The sequence below is a fragment of the Cellulomonas fimi genome (genome assembly GCF_028583725.1).
Lineage (GTDB): Bacteria > Actinomycetota > Actinomycetes > Actinomycetales > Cellulomonadaceae > Cellulomonas > Cellulomonas fimi_B.
The window spans coordinates 630,957-643,682 of the sequence record NZ_CP110680.1 but is presented as its reverse complement, the minus strand read 5'-3'; the positions used below and the strand labels follow the sequence as shown (position 1 = coordinate 643,682).

Below are 12,726 nucleotides of genomic sequence, written 5' to 3'. Positions count from 1 at the left end.
CCGTCCGGGGCTCGATGCGACGCGCGCGGCTCGCGTGCCGTCTCGTCGCGGCGCCCCCGCACCTCAGGAACGGCGCTGCTGGGCGCGCACGTGCAGACGCTCGCCCTGCGGGCCGAACAACGTCAGCAGCTCGACGGGCTCGGGGCCGGGGTTGAGGATCGCGTGCGGCGTGCGGGTGTCGAACTCGGCGACCTCGCCCGGGCCGAGCGTCAGGTCGTGCTCGCCGAGCAGCAGACGCAGGCGGCCGGACAGCACGTAGAGCCACTCCCAGCCCTCGTGCACCTTGAGCTCGGGATCGACGGGCGACGAGCCGGGCGGGATGACGACCTTGTACGCGCGCAGCCCGCCTGGACGCCGGGTGAGGGGCACGAACGTCCGGTCGTGGCGCTGGAACGGGCGCGAGTAGACGCGCGGGTCGCCCGTCGCGGGGGCGTCGACGAGCTCGTCGAGCGGCACCTGGTACTCGCGGGCCAGCGGGAGGAGCAGCTCGAGGGTCGGCCGCCGCCCGCCCGACTCCAGGCGCGACAGGGTCGAGACGGAGACACCCGTCGCGTCCGCGACCTGCGCGAGCGTCAGGCCCCGGTCGGACCGCAGCGCGCGCAGCCGGGCGCCGACCGCGTCGAGCGCGGCGTCGATGTCGTCGGGGATCGTCCTCACCTCGGATCGTGTCGGGACCGTCGCGGCGGTGCCGCACCGTTTGCCGGAACGGCAACGGGAGTTGCCATCCGATCGTCGCACGGCGCACAGTCGTCGGCAGGCCGACCCGACTCCTGGCGCGGCGACGGAACCCGGGCCCGGTGCGGCCCGACGAGACGAGGAGCACGCATGGACGAGCGGTACGACGTGGTGGTGGTCGGCGGCGGGGCCGCCGGGCTGAGCGGCGCGCTCATGCTCGGACGCGCCCGCCGGTCGGTGCTGGTGGTCGACGCGGGCGCACCGCGCAACGCGCCCGCCGCGCACGCCCACGGGATGCTCACACGCGACGGGACCCCGCCGCTCGACCTGCTGACGCTCGGGCGCTCCGAGGTCGAGCGGTACGGCGTGCACGTCGAGCGCGGCGAGGTGCTCGCCGTGCACCAGGAGGACGGCGCGTTCGGCGTCGACCTGGCCGACGGCCGCTCGGTCGTCGCGCGCGCCGTGCTCTCCGCGACCGGGCTCGTCGACGAGCTCCCCGACGTCGCGGGCCTCGCCGAGCGCTGGGGCACCGACGTGCTGCACTGCCCGTACTGCCACGGCTGGGAGGTGCGCGACCGCGCGGTCGTGATCATCGGGACCCACCCCATGGCCGCGCACGCCGCGCTGCTGTGGCGGCAGTGGACCGCCGACGTCACCCTCGTCCGGCACACCGCGCCCGCGCTCGCGCCCGACGACGCCGCGCGGCTCGCCGCCACCGGAGTGCGCGTCGTCGACGAGCGGGCCACCGCCGTGGACGGCCCGTCCGGCGACCTCGTCGTGACGCTCGCCTCCGGCGCGACCCTGCCCGCCGGGGCCGTCGTCGTCGGCACGCGCACGGTCGCCCGCGCCGAGCACCTCGCTCCCCTCGGCCTGCACCCCGTGCCGCTGCTCGTCGACGGCCACGAGATCGGTCGCGCCGTCCCCGCGGACCCGACCGGCGCGACGACGATGCCCGGCGTGTGGGTCGCCGGCAACGTGACCGACCTGCGCGCGACCGTCGTGGTGTCCGCCGCGGCCGGTGCGACCGCGGGTGCGCAGGTCAACGCGTGGCTCGTCGCGCAGGACGCCGAGACCGCCGTCGCGGCCGCTCGCGACCGCGGGCAGGGGCACGGGCACGGGCACGGGCACGACGGTGGCCGGCACGTCGACCCGACGACCGGGATCGAGCTGCCGGACGAGCTCGCCGGGATGTTCGCGCCCGCGTTCTGGGAGGAGCGCTACGCGGGCGCACGCCAGTGGTCCGGCCGGCCCAACGGCACGCTCGTCGCCGAGGTCGGCGACCTGCCCCCCGGCCGCGCGCTCGACATCGCCGCGGGCGAGGGCGGCGACGCCGTCTGGCTCGCGCAGCGCGGCTGGCACGTCACCGCGACCGACTGGGCGGCGGGCGGGCTCGCGCGCGGCGAGGCGACCGCGGCCGAGCACGGTGTCGCCGACCGCGTCACGTGGCGGCAGGCCGACATCACCTCCGACGACGGCTGGGACGACGAGGCGTACGACCTGGTCACGTCGCACTACCTGCACCTCCCGCCCGCGCTGCGGACCCCGGCGGTCGCGCGCATGGCGTCCCTCGTGCGGCCCGGCGGGACGCTCCTGGTCGTCGGCCACCACGCGTCCGACCTCGACACGTCGATGCGACGCCCGCACGTCCCGGAGCTGTTCGCCGACGCCGACGAGATCGCGGCGCTGCTCGACCCCGCGCAGTGGGAGGTCGTGACCGCGGAGGCCCGCCCGCGCGACGCCGTCGACCCCGAGGGGCAGCCCGTCGTCCTGCACGACGCGATCCTCCGCGCACGTCGTCGCGCCTGACGCCGGCGCGCTCCCCGCCGAGCGGAGCGGGGAGCCGCGTCGTACCGTCGCACGACAGCGAGCGGGGTCCCCGGCGGACCGGACCGGGAGGCGACGTGACCGACGACCACGCGGGCCGGGTCACGGCGCGCGCGCTGCTCCGCGGCCCCGGGGGCGTGGTGCGGGTCGCGGCGCTGGTCAGCGTGGTCGTCGCGCTCGTCACGCTCGGGCCGGTCGACGCCGCGCTGCTCGTGCTCGTCGTCGGCGGCGTGGCCCTGCCCCCGCTCGGCGAGGTCCCGCCGTGGCTCGACGCCGCGTACGGGGTCGGCCTGCTCGCGGCGGCGTGGTCCGGCGTGCTCGACCAGTACGAGGCGGTCGCGTGGCTCGACGTCGTCATGCACCTGGTCGTGACCGGGCTCGTCGCGGCGGTCGCGCACCTGCTGCTCGCGGTCCGGACCGGGGCGGTCGTCGACCCGCGGACGGCACGGGCGGCGGGCCTCGGCGGTGCGTCGGTGCTGGCCACCGCGGCTCTCGGGATCACGCTCAGCGTGCTGTGGGAGATCGGCGAGTACCTCGGCCACACGTACCTGGACCCGACGATCTACGTCGCCTACGGGGACACGATCGGCGACCTGGTCATGGGCGGGCTCGGGTCGGCGGCGGCCGGGGCGGCGCTCGTGCGGCACGGCGGGCGGGCGCGCACGCGTCAGCCGGTCGCCGGGACGGCGGGCGGGCGCGCACGCGTCAGCCGGTCGCCGGGACGGCGGGCTCCACGTAGGTCGTCATGACGCAGTTGCCCTGGCCCTTGGGCCGGTCGTACGTGAAGCCCAGCCGCTCGTACATCGTCCGCGTCGCGTTGTAGAGGAAGGACGCCGACGTCTTCTTGCCGGGCGGCAGGTCGTGCGGGTAGCACTCGACGAGCCCGCCGCCCGCCTGGGCGATGAGCGCGAGCGCGCCGCGCACGGCGACCGCGGCCATCCCGTCGCGCCGGTGGTCACGGTCGACGAACAGGCACGTGATCCGGAAGTCCGGGCGCCGCACCGACTCGCGCTCCCACTGCTTGCGGTGGTGGATGTTCGCGACCTCGTCGACCGGGCCGTACTGCGCCCACGCGACCGCCGCGTCCCCGTCGACGACCAGCGCCGCGTGCGCGCGGCCTGCGAGGACGAGCTGGTGCTTGAGCTCGCGGTGGCCGATCGCGCGGCGTTCCTCGGTCGGGTCGGGGTACAGGTGGAAGTAGGTGCACCAGCACCCGCCCCACACGCCGTTGTGCTTCTCGGCGAGGTCGGCGAACAGGTCCCAGGTGTCGGGACCGAGCGGCACGATCGGGTGGCCGTCGACGCTGATGCCTGCGGGGCTCACCCTCGCGACGGTAGGAGCATCGACCGGTGGCGGCAATCCCCTCGCGTGCCCCGCGCGGGCCGCGGTGGCGTGGTGTCAGCCGAGCGGCCAGGTCTGCAGCCGGCCGCACATGCCGTAGCGGCGGGGCGCCGGGTCCGGGCGGGCGTCACGCACGCGCGCCGACGCGAGATGCCCCGACGCGCCTCGCACGAGCCCTTCGAGCGCGCGCGCCGTGCCGTCGGTCTCGTGCAGGACGGTCCGCGTCCAGCGGTCCTGCCAGTGCGGCACGTACGGCCTGACCAGGCGGGCCGCGGCTTCGTGCAGCGGGCGCAGCGCCTGCGTCGGACCGACGCGGTGGACGTCGTCGAGCAGAGCGGCGTAGCCCTCCAGCGCGAGGTCACGGCGGCGACGGGCGGCCGCGGCGAGGTCGTCGTCGGACGCTCCCGGTCCCGGCAGCAGCGCGGCCGCGCGGTACGCGGCGGGGTCGGCGAGCACGTCGGGCGGGAACGTGAGCACGGCGTCACCCGCCTCCGGCAGCCCGGCGTTACCCATGACGACGAGCACCTCCAGGTCGCCGTCGTTGACCGCGCGGTGCACGACGCCCGGGTCGAAGCGCACGACGTCGCCCGCCGTCAGCCGGTGCTCGGCGAACCCGTCGGGGCCGAGGGTGTGCACGGCACCCGTCCCGCCGAGCACGACGTACGCCTCCGCCGACGCGGTGTGCAGGTGCGGCGACCCGGACCCGGCCCGGCCGACCCCGTCGGGCGCGGGCCAGTCGTACACGCGCAGGTGGCTCACCGAGACACCGCCGGGCAGGAGGCTCACGACGACCCGACCGCCGCACCCAACCCGAGCGCCGCGAGCCGTCCGGCGCGCGCGACGTCCGACGCGCCGTCCGCGACGACGACCGCGTACCGGAAGGCGACGGTGTCGCCAGGGCCGAACGGCACCTCGGTCGAGAAGAACGGCGCCGGGTTGAGGCAGCCGAACTGCTCGACGCGCGCGAACCACTGCGGCCCGGCCCCGTCGGCCTCGCCGGTGGCGTCGACCATGACGACGGTCGACGCGCGTCCGACGTCGTCGTGGCGCCCGACGAGCCCGAGCCAGGGCTGCCGCGTCCCGCGCAGCTCGTCGCCGCCCGTCCCGCCGGGCGCGACGAGGGTGCCGTCGGTGAACGACCGCGGCCCGCGCCAGAACAGCCCGCCGTAGCCGGCGTTCTCGCGCCCGCGCGTGGTGGGTGAGCCGATCGTGAGGTCGTGCGCGGAGACGTTCGTCATCGTCGTGGTGAACGTGAGCACCCACGCGTCGGGCTGGTCCGCGGGGACGACGAACGCGAGCGCGCGCTCCTCGTCGACCACGTGCTCGCCCGCCTGGGTGTGCCACGCGAGGGTGTGCGCGAGGTCGACCCGGTCGTGCGCGACGGTCAGCGTGCGCAACGCCTGGTGGTCCATCGACCCGTCGTTGTCGAGCTGCACGTACCCCCGGCCGTGCACGTACGTCGGGCCGCCCCAGAAGTTGTGCTCGCCCACGACGGGCAGCGACCAGGAGATCCCCTTGTGCCACACGTGGTCCCACGGGCGGAACGCGGAGACGAGGTCGCCGCCGCGCGTGCGCAGCGGGTGCACGTAGGGGCGCGGGCTCTCGAGCTGCGCGTCGTCGGGGACGTAGACGTAGCGCGCGAGCGTCGTGCCGCCCGCGGTGACGTCGACGGCCCGGCCGACGTCGTGCAGCGCGCCGACCGCGGGCCGCTCGTCGAGCCGCGGCAGACTGGTGCCCCCGGGCCCGGCCGGTCCGGCGGGCGCGGTCACGCGGTGACCTCGCGCGGGGCGCGGGACAGGTCGACGCCGAGGTCGAGGTCGTCGACGCGCACGGGCAGCCCGGTGACGAGCGACTGGTTGGCGGCGATGCCGACGGCGACGGCCCGCAGCCCGTCGAGGTACCCAGCGGGACGCCCGAGCACGTCCTGGGAGACGCGCAGGTGCCGCCGGAAGACGTCCTTGAGCAGGATCGCGTCGCCGCCGCCGTGGCCGCCGATCCCCGCCGGGATCGGGTACTCGACCGGCGCCTCCCAGTGCCGCTGCACGAGCAGCCGCTCGCCCTCGGGTCGCAGCCCGCCGGCGGCGATCCCCTCGGGCGTCGCGGACGGGTCGAGCACGACCTTGCCGTCGTCGCCGACGAGCACGGCCCCGCGCTCGACGACCTCGAGCTCGGCGCGCCCCTCGGTCCCGTTGACGGTGACCCGGTACCCCTCCCACGGGCTGTGCGCGTTGAGCGAGTACGTGAGCGTCGCGCCCGAGCGGTAGTCGACGACGAGGGCCATGTTGTCCTCGATCGTGATGCCGGGGCCGAACACGTCCTGGTCGCGCAGGTAGCCGTCGTGGTGCTCGGCGTCGAGGTAGAGCGCCTTGAGCCGCGGGTCGTCGTTCAGGTCCAGCGCGAACGGGTCCCCGGTCGTGCCGGTGCCACGCGTCGGGCGCGGCGCGAGCCCGCGGGCGGCGGCGTTCCGCTCGCCGTAGAACCTGAGGCCGCCCGAGGCGTAGACGCGCGACGGGACGTCGTCGAGCCACCAGTTGACGAGGTCGAAGTGGTGGCTCGACTTGTGCACGAGCAGGCCGCCGGAGTTCTTCTTGTCGCGGTGCCAGCGGCGGAAGTAGTCGGCGCCGTGCACGGTGTCGAGCGCCCACTCGAAGTGCACGCTCGTGACCTCACCGATCTGCCCGGACTGGATGATCTGCCGCAGCGACGAGTTCCGCGGCGCGTACCGGTAGTTGAACGTCATGACGACGTCCCGCCCGGTGTCGGCGACGGCACCCGTGATGCGACGGCAGCCCGCGCGGTCGGTGGTCAGGGGCTTCTCGACGACGACGTCGGCGCCGGCGGCGAGCGCGCGCGCGACGAGGTCGGCGTGCGTGTGGTCCGGGGCCGTGACGACGACGGTGTCGACGCGCTGCTCCTCGATCATCTTCTCGAGGCCCTCGGGCGTGTACCGCGGCAGACCGGCGGGCCCGTCGTGGCCGGTCGCGCGGCCGACCTCGGCGTCGTAGTAGTCGATGCGGCCGGGGTTGGGGTCGAGCCAGGCGACGAGGGTCGCGACGTCGGCGTGCTCACCGGTGATCGCCGCGACGTACATGCCCGCGCGGTGCCCCGTGCCCGCCACCGCGAACCTGCGCTGCTCCCCGGGCGGTGCGGGCGCGAAGTCCGGGACGACTCCCTGCGACGCGACGGTGCTGGCGCTGGAGGCGGGACGGGGGGCGGTGGGGTTCTGGTCGACCACGAAGATCCTCTGCTCTCGGTGCGACGTCGCACCGGTGTCGGGAAAGCGCGTTCCGTGACACCTAGCCTAGGTCGGCACGCGAGCGGGCGCCAGGGGCCTGGGCCGATCGTCGAATCGATCCGCGCCAGCGCCTGGGACGATGGTCGAGTCGATCCGCGCCACGGTTCTGCGACGATCGTCGAATCGATCCGTCCCGGTCGCCGGAGGGGACTTCCTCCACGCGCCCGGCGCGGGTTAGGCTCGCTTCTACAACGTTGCACGAACTGCCTGACGCCGCCGTCGGGCACCACACCAGGAGAGCCCGATGTCCCTGCGCGCCACCGTCCTGCTCCACCCCGACTTCCGCGTCGGGCCGATCGACCGCCGCCTCTTCGGCTCCTTCGTCGAGCACCTCGGTCGCGCCGTCTACACCGGCATCTACGAGCCCGGCCACACCACCGCTGACGAGCACGGCTTCCGTCGCGACGTCGCCGACCTCACGCACGAGCTCGGGGTCACCATGGCCCGCTACCCCGGCGGCAACTTCGTCTCCAACTACGACTGGGAGGACGGCGTCGGCCCCGTCGAGGAGCGCAAGCCCTTCATCGACCTCGCCTGGCGGACCATCGAGCCCAACACCATCGGCACCGACGAGTTCCTCCAGTGGGCCGAGCGCGAGGGCATCGAGCCGATGATGGCCGTCAACCTCGGCACCCGCGGCGTCGCCGCCGCCGCCGCGCTCGTCGAGTACTGCAACGGCGAGGCCGGCTCCCGCTGGGCCGACCTGCGCATCGCCAACGGCCGCGAGAAGCCCTACGGCGTGCGCCTGTGGTGCCTCGGCAACGAGATGGACGGCCCGTGGCAGATCGGCCACAAGACCGCCGACGAGTACGGCAAGCTCGCCGCCGAGGCCGGCAAGGCCATGAAGCTCGTCGACCCGAGCATCGAGCTCGTCGCGTGCGGCTCGTCGTCCATGCAGATGGACACGTTCGGCGAGTGGGAGCGGATCGTCCTCGAGCACACCTGGGACGTCGTCGACCACATCTCGATGCACGCCTACTACGAGGAGCTCGACGGCGACCGCGCGTCGTTCCTCGGCTCGGGCACCGCGATGGACCGCTTCATCCGCCGCGTCGTCGCGTCCGCCGACGCCGTCGGTGCGCGCCGCCGGTCCGACAAGCGGATCACCATCTCGTTCGACGAGTGGAACGTCTGGTACCTGCAGTCGCGCTTCGTCGGCGAGAAGAACCTGCCCCTGCAGAAGGACGCCCCGCGCATCATCGAGGACGTCTACTCCGCGCTCGACGCCGTGGTCGTCGGCGACCTGCTCGTCACGCTCCTCAACCACGCCGACCGCGTGCCCGTCGCGTGCCTCGCGCAGCTCGTCAACGTCATCGCGCCGATCATGACCGAGCCCGACGGCCCCGCCTGGCGCCAGCCGACGTTCGCCCCGTTCGCGACCACCGCCCGCCTGGCCCGCGGCACCGCGCTCGACCTGCGCGTCACCGCCCCGACCGTCACCACCGCGCAGCACGGCGACGTCCCCGTCGTCACCGCCGCCGCGACGCTCGACGGCACCGAGGGCGCCGTGTTCCTGGTCAACCGGTCCGCCGAGCCCGTCGAGGTCGAGCTCTCGCACCCCGGCGCGAGCCTCACGCTGGACCGCGGCGTGCAGGTCACGGCCGACCACGAGGCCGCCGTCGAGGGCCCCGAGCACGCCGCCCGGATCATCGCCGAGCACGTGACCGAGATCGACGCGCCCGTCACGTCCGCCGAGACCGGCCGCACGGTCGTGACCCTCGCGCCCGAGTCCTGGCTCGCGCTGCCGGCGACCCTGACCCGCCTCTGACCCTCCGGGCGGGCGAGCCGGCCCGCCCCGCCGGCCGAGCACGAGGCCCCGGGACCGCGATCTCCGTGTCGCCGTCCCGGGGCCTCGTCACTCCACGGGCGCACCCTCCCGCGGTCGCTCCCTTCCCGCCGCGTGCGCGTGGGCGGAGGGAGCGGGAGCATCGGTGCGAAGGCTCGTCGACGAGCGGACGCGCGGGAGGTGCGCGAGATGCCAGGACCCGTCCGGCGACCCGCGGACCCACGCGCGACCGTCGTGCCCCCCTCGGCCGTCCGCGCCGAGCACGCCGCGCGCGAGGACGACGAACCGCCACCGATCGACGAGGAGGACCTCCCGGGCGACATCCCCGTCGTCGCCCGCTGGGGCGCCGGTGCGCTCGCCGCGGTCGCGGGCGTCGTCGGCGCCGTCGCGGTCTTCCGGACGGACAACGGCGTGGGCGCGGCCGCACTGCTCCTGGTCGCCGTCTTCCTCACGATGACCGCGGTCGACGGGCGGTTCCCGCGCTTGCGGATCGGCGACAACGAGGTCGTCTCGAACCTGCGGCGCGCGGTCCGTCAGACCAAGGGCACCGCCGAGCAGGCGAAGCACCAGGCGGACGACGCCACGTACAACAGCACCGAGGTCATGGAGGGGCTCGCCGCGGCGCGCGACGGGCTCGAGGACGCCGAGGCCCGCATCGCCGCCCTCGAGCGGCGCGTCGGCACCCGTCCGGCGGCCGACACCCCGCCGACCGTCCCCGTCCCCGGCACCGGCACGCCCGACGTCGCGTTCGACCTCCCGCTCACCCCGTCGGCCGACGACGCGGCGGCACGGCACACACCGCCCGCCGCGGGCCCTGACCCGGGCGAGCACGGGTTGCCCGACGACCTGCGTGACCTGGCGGAGCGCTACAAGACGGTGCGCTGGACGATGCCGCGCGGCGCCGACCGCACCCGGGCGATGGAGGACCTCGCGCGCGAGATCGTCCGCGTCGCGAGCGCCTCGACCGTCGACGTGACGCCGCTGCTCGGCTCGACCGACCTCGGGCTGCGCCTCGTCGCGGCCTGCGCGCTCTACGCGCGTCCCGACCCGACCGCCGTCGTGCGCGTGGCCGAGCAGGCGCTGTCCGACCGCAAGCCGTTCAACGAGTACTGGTCGCTCCAGGCGCTGCGGCGCTGCGTCGCCGGGCGGTGCGCGTCACTGACGCCCGACCTCCGGCGGCGCCTCGACGCCCGCGCCGAGGCGATCGGTCGCGGCACGGATCGCGCGCGCGTGGTCGACGGGATCCTGCGCGACTGCCCCTGAACCGCGTCCACCCGCACGTTTGGATCCGGGACCGATGCGTGCCTATCTTATCGACACATTGTCGGCAAGAAGGAGGACCGGTCGTGTTCCTGGCATGGCGTGAGCTCACCTACGGGCGCGCACGGTTCGCGTTGATGGGGTCGGTCGTGGCCCTCATCGGCGTCCTCATGGTGCTGCTGTCGGGCCTCTCGGTGGGCCTGCTCAACGACGGCGTCTCCGGGCTGAAGAAGCTGCCGGTGTCGTCGTTCGCGTTCGAGGAGGGCGTCGACGAGACCGCCGCGTTCTCCCGGTCGGTCGTCGACGTCGACGCGGCCGACGCGTGGGCGCAAGAGCCCGGCGTGGACGCCGCGACCCCGTTCGGCAACACGCTCGTCAACACGCGCAGCGACGCCGGCGTGGACATCGACCTCGCGCTGTTCGGCGTCGACCGCGACGCGTGGCTCAACCCCACGCCGGCGGCCGGCGACGCGCTGGCCGGCGAGGGCCAGGTCGTCCTCACCGGCACGCTCCAGGACGAGGGCGTCGCGGTCGGCGACGTGCTCACGGTCGACCAGCTCGGCACCGAGCTCGAGGTCGTCGGCTTCGTCGACGGCCAGCACACGTTCGGCCACGTCGACGTCGGCTACGTCGACCTGCGCACGTGGCAGGAGGTCCGCGCGGGCGTCCGCCCCGGCGAGCCGGCGCCCGACCACGCGTACCAGGAGGTCACCGCGATCGCCCTGCAGCACGCCGACGGCACGACGCCCGGCGACGGCGACGCCGTCGCGGGCACGCTCCCGACCACGCTCACCGACTCCTTCGACGCCTCCCCCGGCTACACCGCCGAGATGATGACGCTCGAGATGATCCAGTGGTTCCTGTACGCGATCTCCGCGCTCGTCGTCGGCGCGTTCTTCACGGTCGTGACGATCCAGCGCCGGCAGGAGCTCGCGGTGCTCCGGGCGATGGGGGCGAGCACGCGGTACCTGCTGCGCGACAGCCTCACGCAGTCCGCGGTGCTCCTGGTCGCCTCGGCCGGGCTCGGCGTCGGCATCGGCCTGCTGCTCGGCGCGAGCCTGTCGGCGTCCGCGATGCCGTTCGCGCTGGAGGCCGGTCCCATCGTCGTCGCGACCGCCCTGCTCGTCATGCTCGGCATGATCGGCGCCGCCGCCGCCGTCGTCCGCGTCGTCCGCGTCGACCCCCTCACGGCACTGGGAGCCCACCGATGACCAGCACGACACCCACCACGACGCGTCAGGGTCTGCACCTCGCGGACGTCTCCCTCACGTACGGCGACGGCGAGAGCACCGTCACCGCCCTCGACGCGGTCAGCCTCGACGTCGAGCCCGGCGAGCTGCTCGCGGTCGTCGGGCCCTCAGGCTCCGGCAAGTCGAGCCTGCTCGCCGTCGCGGGCGGCCTGATCCGCCCGACCTCGGGCCAGGTGAGCGTCGGCGGCACCGACCTGACGTCGGTCTCGTCCCGCCGGCTCGCCGAGCTGCGCCGCACGCACATCGGCTTCGTGTTCCAGAGCGGCAACCTCGTCCCCGCGCTCACCGCGATCGACCAGCTGCGGCTCCCGCTGCACCTCGGCCGCGTCGCCGACCCGCGCGACCCGGCGCGGCTGCTCGAGGAGGTCGGCATGACGCACCGCGCCGACCGGCGGCCCGACAAGCTCTCGGGCGGCGAGCGGCAGCGTGTCGGCATCGCGCGGGCCCTCGTCACGCGGCCGCGCCTGCTGCTCGTCGACGAGCCGACCGCGGCGCTGGACCGTCACCGCAGCCAGGAGATCGTCGCGCTGCTCGCGCGCGAGGCGCACGACCACGGCGTCGCGACGGTTATGGTGACGCACGACCACGACGTGCTCCACCACTGCGACCGGGTCCTGCAGATGACGGACGGGCAGCTCACGAGCGCGTCCCTCTGACCCGTCCGGGAGGTGCACGTGCCGCGCATCAAGGCGGCGACCGTCGCCGAGCACCGCGAGCAGCAGCGGCGCGCGCTGCTCAATGCGGCACGTGACCTCCTGGCGGAGACCGGCCAGGCCCCGTCGCTCGCGGAGGTCGGTGCCCGGGCGGGTCTCGCCCGGTCGAGCGTGTACGAGTACGTGCGCTCACGCGACGGTCTGCTGGAGGCCGTCGTCGCGGACATCTTCCCCGCGTGGACGGAGCGGATCAGCACCGCGATCGCCGACGCGTCGTCGCCGGGCGCGAAGGTGTGGGCCTACGTCGAGAGCAACGTCGACTTCTTCACGGGGTCCGAGCAGCGCGTCGCGCGGGCGCTCGGAGCGGTCGTCGACCCCGCCGTGCTGCACGGTCCCCTGCAGGACTTCCACCGCTCCCTGCAGGGGCCGCTGCGCGACGCGCTGCGGGACCTCGGCGAGCCCGACCCGGACGTCACGGCCGACATGGTCGACGCGGTCGTGCTCAGCAGCACGCAGGAGGCGCGCACCCGCCGGCGCGCGAGCACCGACGAGGAGCGTGCGGCGATCCTGGCCGCGCTGCGCCGGCTGCTCGGCCCGTACCTGGACCTCCCGGCCGACGCGCCCACGGCGCCACGCTGACCC

General features: G+C 75.0%; 12 protein-coding genes. 7 read left to right on the top strand and 5 right to left on the bottom strand.

What is annotated here, in order from left to right; translation table 11 throughout:
* Positions 1 to 63: 63 nt before the first annotated feature.
* Positions 64 to 648 (bottom strand): helix-turn-helix domain-containing protein, encoded by a 585-nt coding sequence (locus OOT42_RS02925; protein WP_273654767.1) that lies wholly within the window; start codon positions 646 to 648, stop codon positions 64 to 66.
* A gap of 177 nt (positions 649 to 825) precedes the next feature.
* Between OOT42_RS02925 and OOT42_RS02920 the strand changes: the two genes are divergently transcribed.
* Positions 826 to 2,481 carry a bifunctional NAD(P)/FAD-dependent oxidoreductase/class I SAM-dependent methyltransferase gene (locus OOT42_RS02920; RefSeq protein WP_273653459.1) on the top strand — a complete coding sequence of 552 codons (1,656 nt, stop codon included), beginning with the start codon at positions 826 to 828 and terminating at the stop codon, positions 2,479 to 2,481.
* Between the two features lie 95 nt (positions 2,482 to 2,576).
* On the top strand, positions 2,577 to 3,248 hold the full coding sequence (locus OOT42_RS02915) for a hypothetical protein (protein ID WP_273653458.1): 672 nt from the start codon (positions 2,577 to 2,579) through the stop codon (positions 3,246 to 3,248).
* Here OOT42_RS02915 and OOT42_RS02910 read toward each other — a convergent pair.
* The 4 genes from OOT42_RS02910 to OOT42_RS02895 form a co-directional block, all read right to left on the bottom strand.
* Complete coding sequence (locus OOT42_RS02910; RefSeq protein WP_273653457.1) at positions 3,205 to 3,822, bottom strand: GNAT family N-acetyltransferase; 618 nt, start codon at positions 3,820 to 3,822, stop codon at positions 3,205 to 3,207. The genes OOT42_RS02915 and OOT42_RS02910 overlap by 44 nt on opposite strands.
* A 75-nt stretch (positions 3,823 to 3,897) precedes the next feature.
* Positions 3,898 to 4,626, bottom strand: a complete 729-nt coding sequence (locus OOT42_RS02905; RefSeq protein ID WP_273653456.1) for a cupin domain-containing protein — start codon at positions 4,624 to 4,626, stop codon at positions 3,898 to 3,900.
* A complete protein-coding gene (locus OOT42_RS02900; protein WP_273653455.1) occupies positions 4,623 to 5,609 on the bottom strand; it encodes a PmoA family protein in 987 nt (328 codons plus the stop codon). Before OOT42_RS02900 ends, OOT42_RS02905 begins: the two co-directional genes overlap by 4 nt.
* Entirely contained in the window at positions 5,606 to 7,075 is a 1,470-nt protein-coding gene (locus OOT42_RS02895) for a Gfo/Idh/MocA family protein (RefSeq protein WP_273653454.1), read from the bottom strand. Before OOT42_RS02895 ends, OOT42_RS02900 begins: the two co-directional genes overlap by 4 nt.
* A 304-nt stretch (positions 7,076 to 7,379) precedes the next feature.
* Here OOT42_RS02895 and OOT42_RS02890 point away from each other — a divergent pair, with 304 nt between their 5' ends.
* The 5 genes from OOT42_RS02890 to OOT42_RS02870 all read left to right on the top strand — a co-directional run bounded on the left by OOT42_RS02890 (position 7,380) and on the right by OOT42_RS02870 (position 12,723).
* On the top strand, positions 7,380 to 8,903 hold the full coding sequence (locus tag OOT42_RS02890; protein WP_273653453.1) for an alpha-N-arabinofuranosidase: 1,524 nt from the start codon (positions 7,380 to 7,382) through the stop codon (positions 8,901 to 8,903).
* Between the two features lie 207 nt (positions 8,904 to 9,110).
* A complete protein-coding gene (locus tag OOT42_RS02885; protein ID WP_273653452.1) occupies positions 9,111 to 10,184 on the top strand; it encodes a hypothetical protein in 1,074 nt (357 codons plus the stop codon).
* Positions 10,185 to 10,267: 83 nt separating this feature from the next.
* A complete protein-coding gene (locus OOT42_RS02880) occupies positions 10,268 to 11,392 on the top strand; it encodes an ABC transporter permease (protein ID WP_273653451.1) in 1,125 nt (374 codons plus the stop codon).
* The gene (locus OOT42_RS02875; RefSeq protein ID WP_273653450.1) at positions 11,389 to 12,087 is read left to right on the top strand and encodes an ABC transporter ATP-binding protein; all 699 of its coding nucleotides are present in this window, start codon (positions 11,389 to 11,391) and stop codon (positions 12,085 to 12,087) included. The genes OOT42_RS02880 and OOT42_RS02875 overlap by 4 nt, the downstream gene beginning before the upstream one ends.
* Before the next feature lie 18 nt (positions 12,088 to 12,105).
* Positions 12,106 to 12,723, top strand: coding sequence for a TetR/AcrR family transcriptional regulator (locus OOT42_RS02870; RefSeq protein ID WP_273653449.1), 618 nt, complete (start codon positions 12,106 to 12,108; stop codon positions 12,721 to 12,723).
* The last annotated feature ends 3 nt before the right edge of the window (positions 12,724 to 12,726 follow it).

Bases quoted from the DNA above. Each gene is read 5' to 3' on its own strand.
- OOT42_RS02920 (WP_273653459.1), top strand. From the start codon at position 826: ATGGACGAGCGGTACGACGTGGTGGTGGTCGGCGGCGGGGCCGCCGGG.
- OOT42_RS02890 (WP_273653453.1), top strand. From the start codon at position 7,380: ATGTCCCTGCGCGCCACCGTCCTGCTCCACCCCGACTTCCGCGTCGGG.
- OOT42_RS02885 (WP_273653452.1), top strand. From the start codon at position 9,111: ATGCCAGGACCCGTCCGGCGACCCGCGGACCCACGCGCGACCGTCGTG.
- OOT42_RS02875 (WP_273653450.1), top strand. From the start codon at position 11,389: ATGACCAGCACGACACCCACCACGACGCGTCAGGGTCTGCACCTCGCG.